Source organism: Methanosarcina horonobensis HB-1 = JCM 15518, assembly GCF_000970285.1.
Classification (GTDB): domain Archaea; phylum Halobacteriota; class Methanosarcinia; order Methanosarcinales; family Methanosarcinaceae; genus Methanosarcina; species Methanosarcina horonobensis.
Window position 1 is genome coordinate 892,443 of the sequence record NZ_CP009516.1, and the last position, 18,654, is coordinate 911,096.

Genomic DNA, 18,654 nt, shown 5'->3' on the forward strand with positions numbered 1-18,654 from the left:
ACTTGCGAAATTCGCAATCAAAAAAGTGTGAGTGTGAGAGATAAGATAGATAAAAAGTATTTCTTATAAACACTCCCTTAACTGGAAAGGTGCTCACCTGAAACGTGAGTATCCAGTTAGACCAAATCTCATGAAATAAGTAAGGAGATAAATAATGACAACCGGGTCAACAGAAAAAGTCAACGGCGCAAAGGCTCTTATAAAGTGCCTCGAAAAGGAAGGGGTTGACACTCTCTTCGGATACCCCGGAGGGCAGATCATTCCTTTCTACAACGAACTCTATGATTCAGATCTGCGCCACATACTTGTACGCCACGAACAGGCAGCAGCTCATGCTGCGGACGGGTACGCCCGTGCTACTGGAAAGACCGGGGTCTGTGTATCTACTTCAGGTCCCGGAGCAACCAACCTGGTAACAGGTATTGCTACTGCATATATGGACTCAGTGCCAATTGTAGCCTTAACCGGTCAGGTACCAAGATCCCTTATAGGAAATGACGCCTTCCAGGAAGCAGATATTACGGGCATTACTCAGCCGATTACCAAGCACAACTATCTCGTACAGGATCCGCAAGAAATCCCGAGGATCGTAAAAGAAGCTTTCCATATCGCATCTACCGGAAGGCCTGGCCCGGTGTTGATTGACCTTCCAAAGGATGTACAGAATATAGAGATTGACTTACAGTATCCTGACAGGGTAGAGCTCAGGGGCTATAAGCCAACTTACAAAGGAAATACCCAGCAGATTAAGCGAGCTGCCGAAGAGATTGCAAACTCCTGCAGGCCTATAATCTATGCAGGAGGAGGAGTTATAAGCTCGAATGCGAGTGCAGAGCTCGTTGAACTTGCCGAAACTATCGTGGCTCCGGTTACAACCACACTTATGGGTATAAGCTGTATCCCCACCGAGCATCCCCTTTACGTCGGAATGCTGGGAATGCACGGGTGCAAATACGCAAACTATGCAATTCAGGAGTCCGATCTTATTATTGCTGTGGGAGCAAGGTTTGACGACCGTGTGACAGGTAAACTCGAGTCTTTTGCCCCAAATGCCAGAGTTATCCACATTGATGTTGACCCTGCCGAGATTTCCAAGAATGTAAAGGTACATATCCCCATTGTCGGGGACGCAAAGCAGGTACTCAAATCCCTGATTAAATATGTCCAGTGCTGCAAATCCGCGGAATGGATTGAAAAGGTAAACCAGTGGAAGAAAGAATACCCTCTTGCCTACAGGAAGTCTCAGGATACCATAATGCCTCAGTTTGTTATTGAGCAGATCTCCGAAGCCTGCAAAGACGCAATAATAGTTACCGAAGTCGGACAGCACCAGATGTGGGCTGCTCAGTTCTTCAAATACAGCAAACCCAGAACCTTCCTTACCTCAGGCGGGCTTGGCACGATGGGATATGGATTCCCTGCAGCCATGGGAGCCAAGGTCGGCAGGCCGGACAAAACTGTTATCAATATCGCAGGAGACGGCTCTTTCCAGATGAACTCCCAGGAGCTCGCAACTGTGGTCCAGAACGACATCCCGGTTGTTTCCGTGGTCCTGAATAACGGTTATCTCGGTATGGTCAGGCAGTGGCAGGAACTCTTCTATGACCGGAGGTACTCCTACACCTTCATCAAAGGCAGTGTTGACTTCGTAAAGCTGGCTGAGGCCTACGGAGCCCTCGGACTGCGCGCAGAAAAGCCGTCTGAGGTCAGGCCTGCAATCGAAGAGGCTGTCAAATCCGGAAGACCGGCAGTTGTTGAGGTTATTGTCGAGTGCGAAGCAAATGTCTATCCGATGGTTCCGGCAGGAGCTGCAATTAACGAGATCATCGACCTGGAGGAACACTGATGAAACACACACTTGCAGTCCTTGTGGAAAATAAGTCAGGTGTGCTCTCGAGAGTTGCTTCTCTTTTCTCAAGGCGCGGATATAATATCGACAGCCTTGCCGTGGGAGTTACCGAAGACCCTGACATATCGAGAATAACCATTGTCGTGCATGGGGACGACCATGTGCTCGAACAGGTAACAAAGCAGCTCAACAAGCTAATTGACGTTATCAAGGTCTCGGATATCGGGACTGACGATGCAGTTGAGCGGGAACTCGCCCTTATTAAAGTTTCAGCTGATGTGGACACAAGGGCAGAGATTATGCAGATTGCAAATATCTTCAGGGCCAGGATAGTGGACGTTGCCCCGAAGTCCATGACTGTTGAGGTAACAGGTGACGAAAGCAAAATTCAGGCAATCGAAAAACTTCTCCGCCAGTTCGGGATCAAGGAAATGGTCAGGACAGGCAAGATTGCAATGGTGCGCGGACCAAAGAAGGTTTAAATATTAAGGATAGGTAAAGAGAGTTAGCTGCTCAATTATTTTTCACAGATTGTGGCAGCCGGAAGCCTTTTCAAACTCCAAAGGTCTTCTTAAAAACGCTCCGGGTTTCCGGCCTCTCTTTCCCTTTAAAAGACCGCCCGGGTCCGAGACAGTAATTTTTCGAAAATCAGTTTAATTCTCGGGAAATTTGTTGTTTGTAAATCTGAGCACCCTCTCAAATAATGCAGAGGATCTGATTGCAAGATTAAGTTCCAAATCAGAATTAGATTCTAAAATTGAATCTCAATTAAATTCCAATTTAAATCACAAATTAATTACAAAATTAAGGGATTAAAGGATAATCGGTTAGAAAATCTATCAGGAGAGTCAAGAATGGCAACGATAATTTATGACGATGAAACAACTTTTGATGCACTTAAGGATAAGACCATCGCAATAATGGGTTATGGAAGCCAGGGCCACGCCCATGCCAGAAACCTTCACGAATCCGGGCTTAATGTTGTTGTCGGTCTCAGGCAGGGCAGTTCCAGCTGGGCAAAAGCCGAGTCTGACGGCCTGAAGGTCATGACTGTTGAAGATGCCGCCAGAGATGCAGACGTTATCATGATCCTTCTCCCTGACGAAAAGCAGGCTTCTGTTTACTATTCTCAGATTGAGCCCAACCTTAAAGCCGGAAATGCCCTTGTTTTTGCCCACGGCTTCAATATCCACTACAACCAGATAGTGCCCCCAAAAGATGTGGACGTCTTCATGGTTGCCCCCAAAGGTCCGGGACACATTGTCAGGAGAACCTACACTGAAGGTATCGGGGTCCCGGGTCTGATTGCAGTCTACCAGGACGCAACCGGAAAAGCCAGGGACCTCGCTCTTTCTTACGCCAAGGGTATAGGCGCAACAAGGGCAGGGGTTTACGAGACAACCTTCCGTGAAGAAACAGAAACCGACCTTTTCGGAGAACAGGTTGACCTTTGCGGCGGGCTTTCAGCACTTATCAAAACAGCTTTTGAGGTTCTTGTGGAAGCAGGGTACCAGCCTGAAATGGCTTACTTTGAAACCTGCCACGAAGTTAAACTCATTGTTGACCTTATCTATGAAGGCGGACTTGAGAGGATGTGGCACTCTGTTTCCAACACTGCCGAATATGGAGGCATGACCGTTGGCCCGAGAATCATCAATGAAGAGTCCCGCGAAGCTATGTACGAAGCTCTTGAGAGAATCCAGAACGGAGAGTTTGCAAAAGAGTTTGTCCTCGAAGGCATGGTCAACCACCCTGTGCTTAAAGCCATGGAACGCCAGGAAAAGGAACACCAGCTTGAAATTGTGGGAAAACAGATCCGCGCAAACATCCCCTGGCTCAACAAAAAGATTGATGACGACTAACGTAAGTTACTTTCTTTGTTTTATGCCAGGTCAGGCAATGGGCCTGGCGCTCTTTTTTCTGACAACTCTTTTTTCAGTTACTGGCTTATCTGGCTACAGGTTTTTCTTACTCTACGCTTTTTGGTAAGCACTCACCATTTTCCTGACTCTTTGTCGGCAGTGTGCCTATTTTTTGTAAAATTTACTCTATACGACAATGTATTAAAAGTCCTGTAAATTTGTTCTACACATGATACATAGGTTTTTAGGCTAAAATCTGAACATAACTCCGATTTCTGGCCGGATTTTTACGGATAAAAGCTCTCGAAGGGTATGTTATATTCATGTTTAAATAAAATCTGAGTTACGAATATTCTCTATAAAGGTTCGCATTTTGAGGTATTTTTTGAGTTTTTGACAGGAAAAACTGATAATCTCCTGCTAAAATACGAACGTTTTGTCATAGAACGTTCGTATATTGAAGAATTCTGTAAAATTACATTTTTACGAAAATACATAGGTTTACTATAAAACATGTGCATAAATAAAACTATAAAGAAAAGAATAGAGATCCAATCTCATTTTACAGAACTTTCGGCACATTGCTGACTGCACGGAATCACAAAAAGAAAAGCTTAAATTTTATTCATAATTACACATATCCAGTTATTGTCAACAACGATTCAATTTGGTTATGCTATGAACAGTACAATTACGTGGCTACACATTTCTGACACTCATTTTTGCAAAGAAAAGCATGATTTCGATAGCATGAGAGTTATTGATCGTTTTTTCGAGGACTTATATTTTATGAAAACTAATTATAATCTATATCCTGATCTAATTTTTTTTACCGGTGATGTAGTATATAGTTGTACTGAGTCGACTCTCGAAAGTCAATATAAGGAAGCTCAAGAATTCCTTGATAAAATACTAAGAACATTTTCAATTAAAAGCAATAATAATGTTTTTATCGTACCAGGAAATCATGATGTTGACCGTGTTTCAATATCACCCGAGCAAACATCTTGGTTGGATGATCAAGTAAAAAAAAACAGAATAGAAGCAAGCTTAAATGTCAATATAATGATACAAAAAAACACTCCGCAATTTCAAAGGTATATGGAACGTCTTAATAAGTATAAGAAATTTTTAGAAGTAAACGATTATAAGCATCTTCTTGAAGATCCTGATCGTTTGACATATTCAACAGTACGTGACATCAATGGATTTAATGTGGGAATTGTAGGATTGAACTCTGTTTGGTCTTCGCGAGGTGGTAGTGATGAAGATAGAGGAAGGTTATGGCTTGGAACTTATCAAATATCAAAAGCTTGCAATAAAATAAAAAACACTACATTTTCAATAGTTATTAGCCATCATCCACCAGATTGGTTTACATTTATGGAAGAAAAACTTATGTGCAAATATATTAGAAATGAATTTCAATTCTATCTTTTTGGACATGAGCACGAAGAATGGGTTACACCTATCGAAAATTACATCCGCATAACTTCTGGAGCTCTTTACAATGGTTTCGAACAAAAGCATGGATACAATTTTGTAAGGTTATATCCTCATGAAAATCGAGGAGAAATATTTTTACGAACTTATAACGGTGCCAGATGGATACCAGATATCATTGGGAATGAGACCGACAATGAAGGTAGATGGAATCTACAGGGAATATTCAACGAATCCTTTCCTATTCTAAGGAAAAACGATGAGAACAATTCATCCAAAGAAAGCAAAAATTCCGAATCAAATAAAGTAACTAATGTTAAAGAATCTGAAAAAATATCAAATAAAGCTGAAAGAAAAGATATTGAAAATAGGCTTGAGATATTTTATGCTCCTGCACAAAATGCTATAATGGTAGCGAATAAATTTATAAAAGAGCCTCAAAATCTAAAGACATTGTCTGAAATATGCAAGCATAAGAGAGGCTATGAACATCAAGATATGACTCCATTCGAAAGAGCAAGTATATACGTAGTCGAAGAACTCAAACTGATTGCAAATTATCGTTTCCTAGCTAAAAAAGATACAATCAAATCATTTGAAAAATATGTGTATGAAGAAGAAAGCGAAGAAAATTACTTAGAACTATCAAGACTTATAAATAGGGATATAGAGGATTATCAAGAAAGTTTAAACAATATCTGAAATCGGGTATTTGCATGCCTGAACATCCGGATTTAACTTTTTTGTAAATTATTATCTTGGCTTTAATTCCACAAAGTTCAAAAAATAAAGTCTAAATTTGAAGAAAACATTTAAATATTAAGCATTTTTTCTACAATTATTCAAGATTACATAAATATCATGTATTTGTGTGTAAAATTAGCAATAAACTGTACAAATAAAAAAATCAAGTTGTTTTTTGAGAGGGGTCCGGAATGTAAATTATCGAACAAACATAAGGAGGAGTAATGTACCAGCATCCTAAGGACTTTCTGTTAGATTTATATGAATCTTGTCTTAATGCTATTCGGGGCGAAAAAGTAGTTCCAGCGCATCTGCCGGAGCCTCCGAAAGGCCGAACCATCGTTGTTGGTGCCGGTAAAGCAGCCGCTGCTATGGCTCAAGCTGTCGAAGCCCACTATGCTGGGACTATAGACAATGGACTCGTCGTTACACGCCATGGGCATGGAATGCCATTGAAAAAGATTAAACTTGTCGAAGCCGACCATCCAGTGCCCGGCGAAGCTGGGAAGAAAGCGGCAGAAGATATTCTCAACCTTGCAAGTAGGCTTAAATCTAATGATCTGCTCTTGTGTCTTTTTTCCGGTGGCAGTTCCGCGTTACTGACGCTGCCTGCTCCTGGTATTGAGTTGAGCGATTTACAAAAAGTAAATGAAGCTTTGTTGAATGAGAGAGCAACTATCCATGAGATCAACTGCGTCCGGAAACATTTGTCAGCGATCTCAGGCGGGCGTTTGGCACGCGCTGCAAATGGAGCGCGCGTTGTTTCGCTCATTATTTCAGATGTTCCTGATGATGACCTCTCAGTGATCGCTTCGGGGCCTACCGTCGGTGACCCAACAACGTTCGCTGACGCTCTAGGGGTTTTGGAACGTTATAATATCTTCACGCCGCCTTCTATTTTGGTTTTTCTAAAGGAAGCGAGGGAGGAAACCGTCAAGCCCGAAGATCCGATTTTTAAACGAGTCACCAATATTTTGATTGCTACCCCCCAAGATGCGCTAGAGGCCGCAGCCGCCTATGCGAGGCATCAATGTATCACACCACATATTCTCGGAAACGCCATTGAGGGCGAAGCGCACGATGTGGCTTTGGTAATGGCGGGAATAACGAAACAGGTTCTCAATTTCAACCAACCTTTTTCCGCCCCTTGTGTGATTTTGTCAGGTGGGGAAACAACAGTAACTGTTAAAGGTAAAGGAAAAGGCGGGCGCAATACCGAATTTCTTCTTTATTTCCTAATGGCAATGAAAGGCAACCCGCATGTGTACGCGATTTCATGTGACACCGACGGCACTGATGGGACTGAAGATAACGCGGGTGCTTTTATGCTTCCGGATATGTATAAGGAAGCAAAGGCTTTTGACGTGATGCCTATAAAATATGCGAGTGATAATGACTCATACAGTTTTTTTAAGCGATGCAATGGATTAGTTTTTACCAACCCTACACGCACGAATGTAAGTGACTTTCGAGCAATATATATCCAAGGTAAAGCTGTTCAGTTGCAAAAAAAATTATGATCTGAAAGACGTAAAAATTCATAGTTTTTGTGTTCTATCCTGAAATTATTTCACTTTGAAACTTCTAGTAAGTTCTATATGAATGAATTTTATAAAATTCAAAACTACGGCTGTTTTTCGATATCAGGAGCCATATAAAAAACTGCCTATGTGTTTCTTACTATTTTTTCGCATTTGTGTGGGTATCGAAGGAAACAAGCATATTCCTATATACTATGGAACAATCGAAAAAACAGAAACATAGGCATTTATGGAAAATTTTGCCTGGAAAGGGCAATTTTCATTATAAAAATTGAGCGATAAAACAGGAATTATACTTTAAGTGTTACGTTTTTTAATAAAAGTATATTAGTTTCACATACTGAGAGCAAAACGGAATTTTTCTGAAATCTATAGGAAATCTGTGACTTCTAGATTATACATAAATTCCAATAAAATCTATGCATCATATATTCGAATTTACAGAACTTTCAATATACTGCCTTTTTGTCTGGATTGCTTACCTGTCTGCGGTAAAGTTTCATAATTTAATGTTGATACTTTAACCGAAGGCTTACAAATCCAAAACTTAGAACTCAATCTGGAGAATAAGCATGGCAGTAACGGGAGAAAGCAAAATCATAGATACGATCCTTAACAGACGGAGTGTCCGTGAGTTTACGGACAGGCAGATCAGCAAGGAAGAAATCAGCACAATACTCAACGCAGGCCGCTGGGCTCCTTCCGGTTTGAACAACCAGCCCTGGCGCTTTGTTGTTGTCAGAGGCCCAAAAACCATCCATCAGCTTTCTGAATGTACTCATTATTCTGGCATTGTTGCGGGAGCTCCTCTGCTCATTGCAGCCTTTCTGGACACCGAAAGTTCTTACAACAGAACAAAAGACGTCCAGGCGGTAGGGGCTTCCATCCAGAATATGCTCCTTACCTGCTGTGAACTCGGCCTGGGTGCGGTCTGGCTGGGAGAAATCCTGAATCAGCATGAGAAGGTTAATTCGATCCTGGGCTGTCCGCCAAAACTCGAACTCATGGCAGTGCTTGCCATCGGGGAACCTGCTCCCGGAAAACGCAGTTCTGCACGGAAAGCCCTTTCTGAACTTGTGTTTGAAGAAAGATATGGAGAGAAGTGGGAAGAGTAATATACTTAATTCAGTACAAAACCCGGAGGTTTCCGGGTTATCCTGGGAAATGCTCATTTTTTGGTCAATTTCCTTTGAATTAATTGTGGTTACCGGTGCTGATCAAACCTGATACTGGTATCTGTTACTTTTTTCTTAGAGAATGTATTTTTTTATTCTTTTTGGTAATACAAATTTTTAATATAATAACATTAAATACTATAAAGCTAAAGAAAAGTATTAAATATAAGCTAGTCATACATATAATCTGTCTAGCGAACAGACGCAAAATAGAAAACGCCTCCTAAATCTATACACGAACTTGCAGTGCTGGAATTCCTCACCTGTAGTGCAGGCAGGTGTGGAGTTTCAGGTGCAAGGGAAGGTTAAGAAAAATTCCGGTAATTTGCGCAGAAAAATCTTTTCGGGTATTTTCCCGGGCATATGTTCTGAAAAAAGGTAATGCATCTGAGTTTTTTATGGAAAAGTCAGATTGGTTATAATTTATACTGTTGCATGGCTAACTATCATTCTGATAATTTCAAGTCGGCAAAACTATCTTTTAGCTCATCAAATCGATAATGGAATGCCATACCCGATTTGAAATTTTTATGAAAAATTGAGAATATTTGTTCTTTGATTGAGGAGCGAACTACCCCGCCCTGCTTTCTGATGAAAGCGAGGACTGAGCTTCCTTCGAGTATTTACGTCATTTGTGGATAAGGCTCGAAGAACCTTATCGACGTCGGCAAACCTGTTTGTCGAAGATTATCAGAGAATTTCTGATAGCCTGTCCACAAGGCATTCTGTGATAGGAAATTTGTCATGATATTGATTGCACTATTGCGATCTCTATCAATGTAGTTTCCGCAATCACATTCCATATTTCGTTTCCAGAGTGGCATATCGTGGATTTTCCCACAGACATAACACGTTTTGGAAGTATAGCTTTCATCAATTTTTATTACCTTTTTACCTATAAGTTCTGCTTTATAGGCTAAAAATTCGATGAAGCGAGATAAATATCCTTGATTTTGAATGGATCTATTCATAGCTCTTTTTCTTTTTCCTTTAAGTTTTTTGGATTGAGCCATGTTTTTAACTTTCAGATTCCCAACAATAATAGTATTAGCCTTAGTATTATTGACCATTTTCTTTGACAGTTTATGCTGGAAATCCCTCAGTTGATTAGATTTTTTCCTTTCCATTATCCTGTAATTTCCATGAAGTTTTACCCATTTCCTACTTTTCTTTTTACAATGATCCTTTCGGGATTTGATTTTATCCATTTTTGGTTGCCAATATTTGTCAGGTCTGGGACTTTTTATTTCATGAAATTTTCCTTTAAGATTGATACAGGTTACTATTTTTGTTATTCCTGCATCTATAGTCTGATAACAACCATTATCAATATATTCAGGTGTGGCTACTTCATAAGTAACAGAAATATAGAAATCTCCTTTAGCATGGAAAGGGTCGTCATTATAGATCTCAATTTGTTTTATATTTTCAAATTTTTTCCCTATATAAAAAACAAGTTTGGTGTCATTTATTTTATGAGAGAAAGAAATGACACTACCACTCTGATAAAATCCGCTTTGATTATAAGGAATTGTTTGAAAATATTTCCTGTTTTTGAAATTTGGAGGTCTGGCATTTAGATCTCCGTTTTTCCTGAGAGCAAAAAAAGATCTATGATCCGCATCAAGTTTTTTAAGAACTCCCTGTAAAGTCTTTGAATAAACCGCTTTATATTCAGGATTTCTTTTCTTGAGATCTGGCAATTTGTTTTGTTGATCTACATACTTGATGTTCTTTCTTTCAAGTTTCCATGCATCTTTTCTTTCGGCTAAAGCCAGGTTATACAGAGAACAACATTTATCTGAAAGTTCCCACAGGACTTTCAATTGTTCATCTGTTGGATAAATCTTAACTTTTGCCGTTAAATGCATAATAGTATATAAGCAGAAGGTATATATAAGTAGGCCTTCAGAATCAGAAAAAGTTAATTGTTTAGAAGTTGACGGCTTTCATCCCCCACCTGCCAACCTGCGGCTGTCGAGGAAGGAGACTTCCCGCCTTAGAGTTAAATTTATAAGCTATTTAGCACTATAAACAGCCAGTTAACTGATTACTGTCTCAAGAATCCATTAACTGATCTGAACTTTTCATAATAGGTCTGTGGTGTAGAGGATATCACTGGAGCCTCCGGAGCTCCGAACCTGGGTTCGATTCCCAGCAGACCTGTTTACTTTTAACTGCCTATTTAAGGTCTGGTTTTACTTCAATTTTCTTTTGGACAAAACTTTTAAAGTCTAAAATGAAATATAAAAAACAAGACATCAGTTTTATAAGAAAACAGGATATCAGTTTTAAAGGTGCTTATATAATGGCTAGAAGATTAAATCGCCGCTTTCTGCGCGCTGGAAGGAGACTATCTTTAGTTCAGTTAATTCTCATAGCAATAATACTTTACTTTTTGCTGCGAATTCTTTTGCCTCTTGTGTGGACTTTTATTTTAGTTCTTGCTTTAATTATACTTTTGAAAGTAGTGCTGGAAAATCTATAATTAATTTTTGATGCATTTCAGATTCTACATTTTTGCTACTTTGGTCCAAGCAATCTATCAAGAAGAAACCAGACAGTTCTTGGCACTACTTTTTTGGTGATCAAAATTTGAACCCGGCATTCATGCAGGTTTACAGACCATAAAGCGCACTTTTTGCCAAAACACTGTAGAAGAAAAGTATTGGCTTATTAACCATTAACCCTTCCTAAACCTCATCTATCCCGTAGCAAGGTAGATTTTATTATCACTTATTAATTGTTGGGTTGATGGGCATTTTAAAGATTCGCTTCTCGGTCACATACTTAATGATGCCTTTCAGAAACTCCTTGTCATCCTTGCTCAAGTCACAAAAGAGATGGATCAGCCCTTCGAACATTGCCTTCGTTTCGCGACAATACAGGGGCTCAGGTCTGTGCATATCCCCAGTATGTGCCTTGTTGTTGTAGAAGCAGCCGCCTCCGCAGAAATAGCGCGCCCAGCAACTCCAGCATTCTGGCAAATGATCCACGACCGCCCTCCAATAGTCGTTTAACCCTTCAATATGGTAGTCTGCAATATTCCCAAAACGCAATTCCTCTATCCCCACAAACCTGTGGCAGGGATAGATATCTCCGTCTGCGGAGATGGCGACCATACCTTTACCAATTCCGCATCCATAGTAGCGTTTCTGCCCGAAATCCATTTCTGCCATGACGTGCAAGAGACCCGGCAGATAATTTTTATCGATCGCTCTTGCCCTTATAGCGGCGAGCAATTGCTCCGTTTCCTTGCGATTAAACGCCAGCATCCGTTGCAAGGCTTCTTCTCTGGCCGAGGGAATATCTGCGAGCTGCGTGTTCAGAAGCACGGGGGAAGCCTTGGTAATAAAGCAGGTTGTGAATCCAGCTCGCTCCATTCCCTCTTTGACCCGAAAAGGGTCGGCCTCACCACAAAGTGTTGCTCGACCCGTCAGGTGGGGGATAACCGCCCGCAACTTTTGGATATTTGCGGAGACCTTATCATACGATCCCTTACCGTTCTTGAAGGGACGCTGACTGTTTTGGTATTCGGACGGACCGTCAAAGCTGATAAAGGTTCTTATCTTTTCTTCCTTGAGAAATGTGATGATCTCCTCATTCAACAACGAACCGTTAGTTGTGATGCTGAAGAAGACCTGCTTCCCTTTTCTCATTCCCTGTCTTTTGGCGAAAGGCACGATTTTTCTCATCAAGGAAAAGTTCATCAAGGGTTCTCCCCCGAAAAAACTGATACTTACGCTTTCGGCTTTTTTGGAATTTTCCATCAGCCAGTCAACCGCTCGGAACGCTGTTTCTTCCGTCATCATTCCTTTCCCAGCATAATGCCCCCCGCCACCATAGCAATAGACACAGCGCATATTGCACTCTTGCGCAAGGAAAAGGGAGATGTTAACCACCGGATACTCGAATTCCTCGCATGATCCTATCGACTCGCCATCCGCCACAGCCTCGGACGTCTCATCCTCCTCTCCGGCAACCAGCTTTAATTTGCGCAACTCCTCCATGGCGGATTCCGGAATCAGACAGCCGAAAGCTGAATCCACCTTCTTGATCATAGATGCCAACCGGGCGGAGATTGGGGAGACTGCCTTATTGCCCACGTCGACCAGATAATGTGCATTATCATGTTCGAAAATATGGTATTCTCGCAACACGACGTTGCCGAAGTACCTCCGCCCTTCATACTCTATTTCGTAAGAGCCTAACATCTTCCTCCTTCCGCTCCAAAATAATCAATCTATCAAATCTCCTCCTATCTGATACGATGCGAGGCACTTTTGCACACCCAGTTCTGACGGACTAAAAGGTCCGGGCAATATGCAGGAACTGCATCCGGGAAAGGAGGTTTCCGCGCCAAGTGGTTTCAATCTTTAAGAAAACTGCGGATCAACAGAATTGCCCTCCGCGGACGTGAGGATACTTACGGCTTGAGGGTAACGGCAACCATCAAGGGTTCTGATCGCGGTTCTGATCGCAATTATCATTTCCGCAATGTAGTTTCAAGCTGGGTTAGGGCATCTTCTATCCCAAGCCTCCGATAAATTAGGTAATTCCCTCGCCTTGCCAACAACTACAACCTATGACATGGAATCCACTGTTTTGCGCAATTAATAGAAGCTTTGCACTCTTGAATTCTTCTGAAACCGGCTTCAATGGTATGATCATATGGACCAATTTTTCGGTGTTCTCTACTGCCCGCACCTCCAAACCCGCCGGCACGTCAACTCCTTCTTCCTTAAGCACAGCCATCGTGTCTGCGAGTAACCGCTGTTTGAAGGACTCGTCATTCCAAGCTTTAGTAATAACCTGACCTATCTTTTTGCCTTGTTCTTGCTTATTCATTATACCCCCCTCTTTAGAATTTTCTTTTACCTTAAAGAAACACAACTATAAACGTTCGTATTTACAATAAGTTTTTAGAAATTTCAGCATTTATAGCTGCAATATCTCGTTAGGTTGTATCATTGTTGTATTATAAAACTATGATTATATTAATTTAATTAATATTCCTTAAGCTTTCCCATATAATATTTTTGAGAAAGAACATGATTCTACCTTCGTGCAAAGAATCGATTCAAATGTAAAGTACATAAAGTCACTTTAGGTTTGTAATATTAAGCATAAGATCCAGTCAATAGTGTCCTAATGTAAATATAGTATGAGAAAATTTTATTTACTACTTATAACTCTTGAAGAGAATTGAGGCTCATAGGCATAGGAGTTGTAACGCTAACTAAAAAAAATGAAAAGAAAAGCTGATTTGGTATTTTTAATTGAACACGTGTTTTAATGTATCTTGAGTGACTCTCAAATTCCAACGTGCAAATTTATAAACACTTCTGGAAACAACTGTTTATGGATCTAATGTAGCAGTAAAACAGTCGAATCCTCGAAGAGTTCATGTACCTCAAATAACGTTTTTTTCTTTACAATCAGTAAATAAAGATAGCAGATCTTTTTTAATTTTTAATATGATTATAAAGTCCTGCAAAATGTACGCTTTTATCGTATAAGCTTTCAATCATATTCAGGTTTTAAGATAAAACCTGTGCATTGCTAAATGTGGCTTGACAACTTAAAGCGAATTATTTTGGGATAAAACACTGCTTTCTCTTTCCCTAGCTCTTGTTAAACTGTCATCAATACGAGAGTTTACAGTTTTACATATTGGCCCAGTACCAGCTAAGCTGTCGCCAAGGTGAAAACGAATATGCTTCCATTAAACATCACTAAGTTCTTCGAAATGTATGATCTCCCCCATATAATATAAGATTGGATTACATATTATTTTGAAACAGGGTCATCGATAACCCCATATCAAAAGTAAAAAAGTATGAGATACACATAGGAGCACTTTCTATATCTCTTCTGTTAGCGTTTTTACTCACTCAAAAAGTATATGAAAATATGATTTATTGGTTTTTTATTAAAAAAAACCAGATCTCTCAGGTTTCACTTTTCTCTCACTCGTCAATTGCTTTTGCAGCTTTCTTGCCTGAATTCATTGCACTTATACGGTTGCTGCGCCTGTAACAACGTCTCCGCCGGCCAAGACTCCGCACCTGGAGGTTGCACCGGCTCATGTAGGGAAAACCTACATCAGGTAAGTTTTTAAAAAATTCCTTTTTTCTCAGTTTTCTCTAGAGTGATTATACTTTTGAAAGTGGTACTGGAAAATTCTTATTAATTTTGATGCGTCTTACCTGCTCTATAAATTGCGCGACTTCTGGCAAACGCTTCGAAATAACAACAAGTATTTCTATTATTTAGTACAATTTTTATTAATCTAAATATTCAAACCTCTGAAGCATTACTTATCTTTTGAATAAGACAGGCTGTTGAAAAGTATACTGTATGCTAAAGACAAAGAAAAAAAGACGAAGCACCGCGATTATTGAAACTCCCAGGGGCATACTGGTAGTTGCTGGTAGAAGAGGACTATATGTTCTCCCTGGGGGAGGGACGAATAAAGGAGAATCAATAACTCAAGCAGCTGTTAGAGAATTGAAAGAGGAAACGGGATTAATTGCAACTAATGTCAGATTTCTTTTCCAGCATGTAGGGCATGTGCAAAGAGCATACTCAGGTGTGTACTTTAAAGACTACCACGCCGTATGATTAATAAATGCAAACGGTATTGCGCGACCACTCAATGAAGTAAAATATGTGAATTATTATTCTCCGGGTTCAAAAATCAAGCTTTCCAGAACAACAAAAGAAATAATTGATAGATTTTATGAGTTTAAAAGGACGGAGATCTGAAACACGCATGTTGTACTGTTGGGACTCTAAATGAATCCGGACTATAAAATAGAGTATAGAATAATTAGTAGATTTTCAAACTTAAAAAAGAAACCAGATCTCTCTGGTTTCACTCTTCTTTCAAATACTCGTCAATTGCTTTTGCCGCCTTTTTGCCTGCGCCCATTGCACTGATTACAGTCGCTGCACCTGTGACCACGTCTCCGCCTGCAAAGACTCCGCATTTGGAGGTTGCGCCGGTTTCCTCGTCGGCAACCACAGTACCTCTTTTGTTCTGCTCAAGGCCTTCCGAGCCTTTGAAAATGATCGGGTTAGGCGAGGTGCCTATAGCAATAATCACAACGTCTGCTGGCACAAGGAATTCCGAACCCTCTACAATGACAGGGCTTCTTCTGCCTGACTTATCGGGCTCGCCGAGCTCCATTTCTATGCATTCGACGCCCGTAACATTGAACTTCTCGTCGCCAAGGATGCGGACAGGGTTTGTAAGAAGCCTGAAGGTAATGCCTTCTTCTTTGGCATGCTCGATCTCTTCGCGGCGGGCGGGCATCTCGTCTTCTCCGCGGCGATAGACTATGCTTACCTCTTCTGCGCCCAGGCGGAGTGCGGAGCGGGCTGCGTCCATTGCAACGTTTCCACCTCCTACAACCACAACATGCTTGCCGTGCCTGACCCTGGTATCATAATCGGGGTCATAGGCTTTCATGAGGTTTACGCGAGTCAGGAACTCGTTTGCAGAGTATACGCCGTTTAAGTTTTCGCCTTCTATCCCCATGAAGTTAGGAAGCCCTGCGCCAGTGCCCAGGAAAACGGCATCGAAATCATCGCAGAGTTCGTCAAGAGTTTTGATCCTGCCTATAATATAATTTGGTTTGAACTCTACACCGAGCTTTTCTATGTACTCCACTTCCTGCCGTACAATTTCTTTTGGCAGCCTGAACTCGGGGATGCCGTAACTCAGGACTCCCCCGGCTTTGTGCAGGGATTCAAAGATTGTTACTTTATGTCCCAGTTTTGCCAGGTCTGCTGCGGCAGTAAGTCCGGCAGGACCGGAACCAACAACTGCAACCTTCTTGCCTGTGGGGGATATAGCCTCAGGAGTCTTAACACCTTTTTCGCGCTCATAATCCGCACAGAAGCGCTCAAGCCTTCCGATTGCAACAGGCTGCCCCTTCTTCCCAAGTACGCAGCGGGCTTCGCACTGTGTCTCCTGAGGGCAGACGCGGCCGCAGATTGCAGGAAGGGTATTTGTTTCTTTGATTTTCTCGATCGCTCCTTCGAAGTTCTCCTCACAAACCAGTTGAATAAAACCCGGAATATCCACATTCACAGGGCAGCCCTCAACACATTTCGGGTCTTTGCAGGCAAGACATCTGGAAGCTTCGGCAAGAGCATCTTCTTTCGTGTAGCCAAGGGCTACTTCACTGAAGTTTTTTCTGCGTTCTTCTGCAGGCTGCTCTGGCATAGGGGTCCTTTCTTTCTTTGATTTTCCCGGTTTTTCTCCATGTAATTCTTGCATTTTTATCTCTTCCTTCTCAGTGCAGTCCGCACCTGCATTCTTCTTCGTATTTTTCCACAGCTTTTGCTTCTTCGCCACGGTACATTGCAAGCCTGTTCATTAGCTGGACGAAATCGACCTTTCTTGCGTCAAATTCAGGCCCGTCAACGCAGGTAAACTTCGTTTCTCCGCCGACCGTAACCCTGCAGCCTCCGCACATCCCTGTTCCGTCCACCATTATGGAGTTCAAGCTGACAAGGATTTCCACATTATAGGGAAAAGCAACCCCTGCCCCTACTTTCATCATGATCGGGGGTCCGATAATTACAACCCTCGCAACCTTTTCGCCGCTGTCCAGGATACTTTTCATAATATCGGTCACAAACCCGTGGTGCCCTTTTGACCCGTCATCGGTTGCTATGTACACTTCGGAACTGGCTTTCTCCATTTCGTCTTCAAGGATGAGAAGGTCCTTGTTTCGGGCTCCGATAATTGAAATTACCCTGTTGCCTGCACTCACATAAGCCTTTGCCTGAGGGTAAATAGGGGCAACTCCTACCCCTCCTCCTACAAGAATTACAGTGCCGAGCTTTCTGACGTCAGCAGGGGTTCCGAGGGGCCCGACAAAGTCCTCAAGGGAATCACCTGCAGAAAGCTTTGCAAGCTGTTTTGTAGTTTTGCCCATTTCCTGAAAAATTACAGTAACCGTGCCTGTCTCTCTCTCAAAATCCGCAATTGTAAGAGGAACTCTTTCCCCCCTTTCATCAATCCTGAGGATTATGAACTGTCCGGCTTTTGCAGCCTTTGCTACATCAGGAGCATCTATTACCATTTTGTGCACCGATGGAGCGATTTCTTCCTTTTCCAGTATTCTATATGCCATGAGATCACATTTTCCTGAGTAAAAGCATATCTTCTGAACAAATGATAGGGTAAATTTAAATGTAACTGAACTTTATACTGGTTCCTGTCCCGTTAGGGTTCCTATCCTGTGAGGGTTCCTATCCTGTGAGGGTTCCTATCCTGTGAGGGTTCCTGTCCCCTTACCTTTACGTATGGACGTTCTCCTTATACTGATTAATGGAATATATATTCTCCCAACTAATTTTAATTATTTTACCTGGTTTGCACTTACGTTCTCAGTTTGATTATACATATCTGCTCTTAAACGCTGCTTTTTTATATCTTTCTTAAAAAGAAAGCTACTATTTTCATTTCTTTTACCTTTCTACAAAAAATTTAATAAATCTAAAGGGTGTAATAAATTTAAGGGTAAATTCCCAAACTCGGCTGATCCGTGGGTTGGATTGGTGTAAAGGAGGGGTCAAACAAAGGTACTGCAAACAATGGCTGTAGCCGAAGCTGTAGAGGTTAATATCCTGAAGAAAGGAAAAGTCCATTCTGAGAATATTTGCAGGATGGGTTATTTTCTTTTTGAAGGCAAAATAAAAAGATGATCTGAAGTTATGAATCCAAGTGTTTGGAATAAATCTTTCAATATAAATGTATTATAAAAGGAGATAAAGATATGCCAGAAGAACGAAGAGAAGGGGAAAAGGGAGAAAAGCTGGAGAAAAGAGAAGGAGAAGAGACCGCAGACGTTGATCCGATTCATCCAACCGAAGCAAGGGGCGGCAAGAAAAGATCGCTCCTCGATACTTGCAAGTAATTTTAATATGTCTTTAATACTTTTCTATTTTTTTAACCTGAATCGGTTAAGGAACTAAACACTGATTAGTAACTAGTAACTGATTAGTAACTAATTACTAATCAA

Annotated in this window: 13 protein-coding genes and 1 tRNA gene; 9 read left to right on the forward strand and 5 right to left on the reverse strand. The window is 41.3% G+C overall.

Translation table 11 applies throughout. The annotated features are described in order from the left end of the window. The first annotated feature begins 154 nt into the window (after positions 1 to 154). The 6 genes from MSHOH_RS03980 (at position 155) to MSHOH_RS04005 (ending at position 8,554) form a co-directional block, all read left to right on the forward strand. Positions 155 to 1,846: an acetolactate synthase large subunit gene (locus tag MSHOH_RS03980; RefSeq protein WP_048137559.1), complete on the forward strand. Its 1,692-nt coding sequence runs from the start codon at positions 155 to 157 to the stop codon at positions 1,844 to 1,846. Then, complete coding sequence (gene ilvN, locus MSHOH_RS03985; protein ID WP_048137561.1) at positions 1,846 to 2,331, forward strand: acetolactate synthase small subunit; 486 nt, start codon at positions 1,846 to 1,848, stop codon at positions 2,329 to 2,331. The genes MSHOH_RS03980 and ilvN overlap by 1 nt, the downstream gene beginning before the upstream one ends. A 372-nt stretch (positions 2,332 to 2,703) precedes the next feature. Then, positions 2,704 to 3,711, forward strand: a complete 1,008-nt coding sequence (gene ilvC, locus MSHOH_RS03990) for a ketol-acid reductoisomerase (RefSeq protein WP_048137562.1) — start codon at positions 2,704 to 2,706, stop codon at positions 3,709 to 3,711. A 678-nt stretch (positions 3,712 to 4,389) separates the two neighbouring features. Next, positions 4,390 to 5,856: a metallophosphoesterase family protein gene (locus MSHOH_RS03995; protein WP_082089232.1), complete on the forward strand. Its 1,467-nt coding sequence runs from the start codon at positions 4,390 to 4,392 to the stop codon at positions 5,854 to 5,856. A gap of 266 nt (positions 5,857 to 6,122) precedes the next feature. After that, a complete protein-coding gene (locus MSHOH_RS04000) occupies positions 6,123 to 7,418 on the forward strand; it encodes a glycerate kinase type-2 family protein (RefSeq protein WP_048137566.1) in 1,296 nt (431 codons plus the stop codon). 593 nt (positions 7,419 to 8,011) lie between these two features. Continuing rightward, positions 8,012 to 8,554 carry a nitroreductase family protein gene (locus MSHOH_RS04005; RefSeq protein ID WP_048137568.1) on the forward strand — a complete coding sequence of 181 codons (543 nt, stop codon included), beginning with the start codon at positions 8,012 to 8,014 and terminating at the stop codon, positions 8,552 to 8,554. 683 nt (positions 8,555 to 9,237) lie between these two features. Here the strand turns inward: MSHOH_RS04005 and MSHOH_RS04010 are convergent. Then, on the reverse strand, positions 9,238 to 10,485 hold the full coding sequence (locus MSHOH_RS04010; protein WP_048137570.1) for an RNA-guided endonuclease InsQ/TnpB family protein: 1,248 nt from the start codon (positions 10,483 to 10,485) through the stop codon (positions 9,238 to 9,240). A gap of 223 nt (positions 10,486 to 10,708) precedes the next feature. On the opposite strand from MSHOH_RS04010, the gene MSHOH_RS04015 reads away from it, so the two are divergent. Further along, positions 10,709 to 10,780, forward strand: a tRNA-Arg gene (locus MSHOH_RS04015). Positions 10,781 to 11,346: 566 nt separating this feature from the next. Here the strand turns inward: MSHOH_RS04015 and MSHOH_RS04025 are convergent. Both MSHOH_RS04025 and MSHOH_RS04030 read right to left on the reverse strand, forming a co-directional pair. Beyond that, positions 11,347 to 12,828, reverse strand: coding sequence for a radical SAM/SPASM domain-containing protein (locus tag MSHOH_RS04025; RefSeq protein WP_048137574.1), 1,482 nt, complete (start codon positions 12,826 to 12,828; stop codon positions 11,347 to 11,349). A 334-nt stretch (positions 12,829 to 13,162) separates the two neighbouring features. After that, the gene (locus MSHOH_RS04030; RefSeq protein WP_052730698.1) at positions 13,163 to 13,462 is read right to left on the reverse strand and encodes an NHLP leader peptide family RiPP precursor; all 300 of its coding nucleotides are present in this window, start codon (positions 13,460 to 13,462) and stop codon (positions 13,163 to 13,165) included. Between the two features lie 1,512 nt (positions 13,463 to 14,974). Between MSHOH_RS04030 and MSHOH_RS04035 the strand changes: the two genes are divergently transcribed. Continuing rightward, positions 14,975 to 15,238 (forward strand): NUDIX domain-containing protein, encoded by a 264-nt coding sequence (locus tag MSHOH_RS04035; protein ID WP_052730699.1) that lies wholly within the window; start codon positions 14,975 to 14,977, stop codon positions 15,236 to 15,238. Between the two features lie 253 nt (positions 15,239 to 15,491). On the opposite strand, the gene gltA is transcribed toward MSHOH_RS04035, so the two are convergent. Both gltA and MSHOH_RS04045 read right to left on the reverse strand, forming a co-directional pair. Continuing rightward, positions 15,492 to 16,901, reverse strand: a complete 1,410-nt coding sequence (gene gltA, locus MSHOH_RS04040; RefSeq protein ID WP_048137575.1) for an NADPH-dependent glutamate synthase — start codon at positions 16,899 to 16,901, stop codon at positions 15,492 to 15,494. Positions 16,902 to 16,917: 16 nt separating this feature from the next. After that, positions 16,918 to 17,763, reverse strand: coding sequence for a sulfide/dihydroorotate dehydrogenase-like FAD/NAD-binding protein (locus tag MSHOH_RS04045; RefSeq protein ID WP_048137577.1), 846 nt, complete (start codon positions 17,761 to 17,763; stop codon positions 16,918 to 16,920). Between the two features lie 645 nt (positions 17,764 to 18,408). Here MSHOH_RS04045 and MSHOH_RS23395 point away from each other — a divergent pair. Continuing rightward, the gene (locus MSHOH_RS23395; protein ID WP_158024037.1) at positions 18,409 to 18,549 is read left to right on the forward strand and encodes a hypothetical protein; all 141 of its coding nucleotides are present in this window, start codon (positions 18,409 to 18,411) and stop codon (positions 18,547 to 18,549) included. The last annotated feature ends 105 nt before the right edge of the window (positions 18,550 to 18,654 follow it).

Bases quoted from the DNA above. Each gene is read 5' to 3' on its own strand.
- MSHOH_RS03980 (WP_048137559.1), top strand. From the start codon at position 155: ATGACAACCGGGTCAACAGAAAAAGTCAACGGCGCAAAGGCTCTTATA.
- ilvN (WP_048137561.1), top strand. From the start codon at position 1,846: ATGAAACACACACTTGCAGTCCTTGTGGAAAATAAGTCAGGTGTGCTC.
- ilvC (WP_048137562.1), top strand. From the start codon at position 2,704: ATGGCAACGATAATTTATGACGATGAAACAACTTTTGATGCACTTAAG.
- MSHOH_RS03995 (WP_082089232.1), top strand. From the start codon at position 4,390: ATGAACAGTACAATTACGTGGCTACACATTTCTGACACTCATTTTTGC.
- MSHOH_RS04000 (WP_048137566.1), top strand. From the start codon at position 6,123: ATGTACCAGCATCCTAAGGACTTTCTGTTAGATTTATATGAATCTTGT.
- MSHOH_RS04005 (WP_048137568.1), top strand. From the start codon at position 8,012: ATGGCAGTAACGGGAGAAAGCAAAATCATAGATACGATCCTTAACAGA.
- MSHOH_RS04010 (WP_048137570.1), bottom strand. From the start codon at position 10,485: ATGCATTTAACGGCAAAAGTTAAGATTTATCCAACAGATGAACAATTG.
- MSHOH_RS04025 (WP_048137574.1), bottom strand. From the start codon at position 12,828: ATGTTAGGCTCTTACGAAATAGAGTATGAAGGGCGGAGGTACTTCGGC.
- MSHOH_RS04030 (WP_052730698.1), bottom strand. From the start codon at position 13,462: ATGAATAAGCAAGAACAAGGCAAAAAGATAGGTCAGGTTATTACTAAA.
- MSHOH_RS04035 (WP_052730699.1), top strand. From the start codon at position 14,975: ATGCTAAAGACAAAGAAAAAAAGACGAAGCACCGCGATTATTGAAACT.
- gltA (WP_048137575.1), bottom strand. From the start codon at position 16,901: ATGCAAGAATTACATGGAGAAAAACCGGGAAAATCAAAGAAAGAAAGG.
- MSHOH_RS04045 (WP_048137577.1), bottom strand. From the start codon at position 17,763: ATGGCATATAGAATACTGGAAAAGGAAGAAATCGCTCCATCGGTGCAC.
- MSHOH_RS23395 (WP_158024037.1), top strand. From the start codon at position 18,409: ATGCCAGAAGAACGAAGAGAAGGGGAAAAGGGAGAAAAGCTGGAGAAA.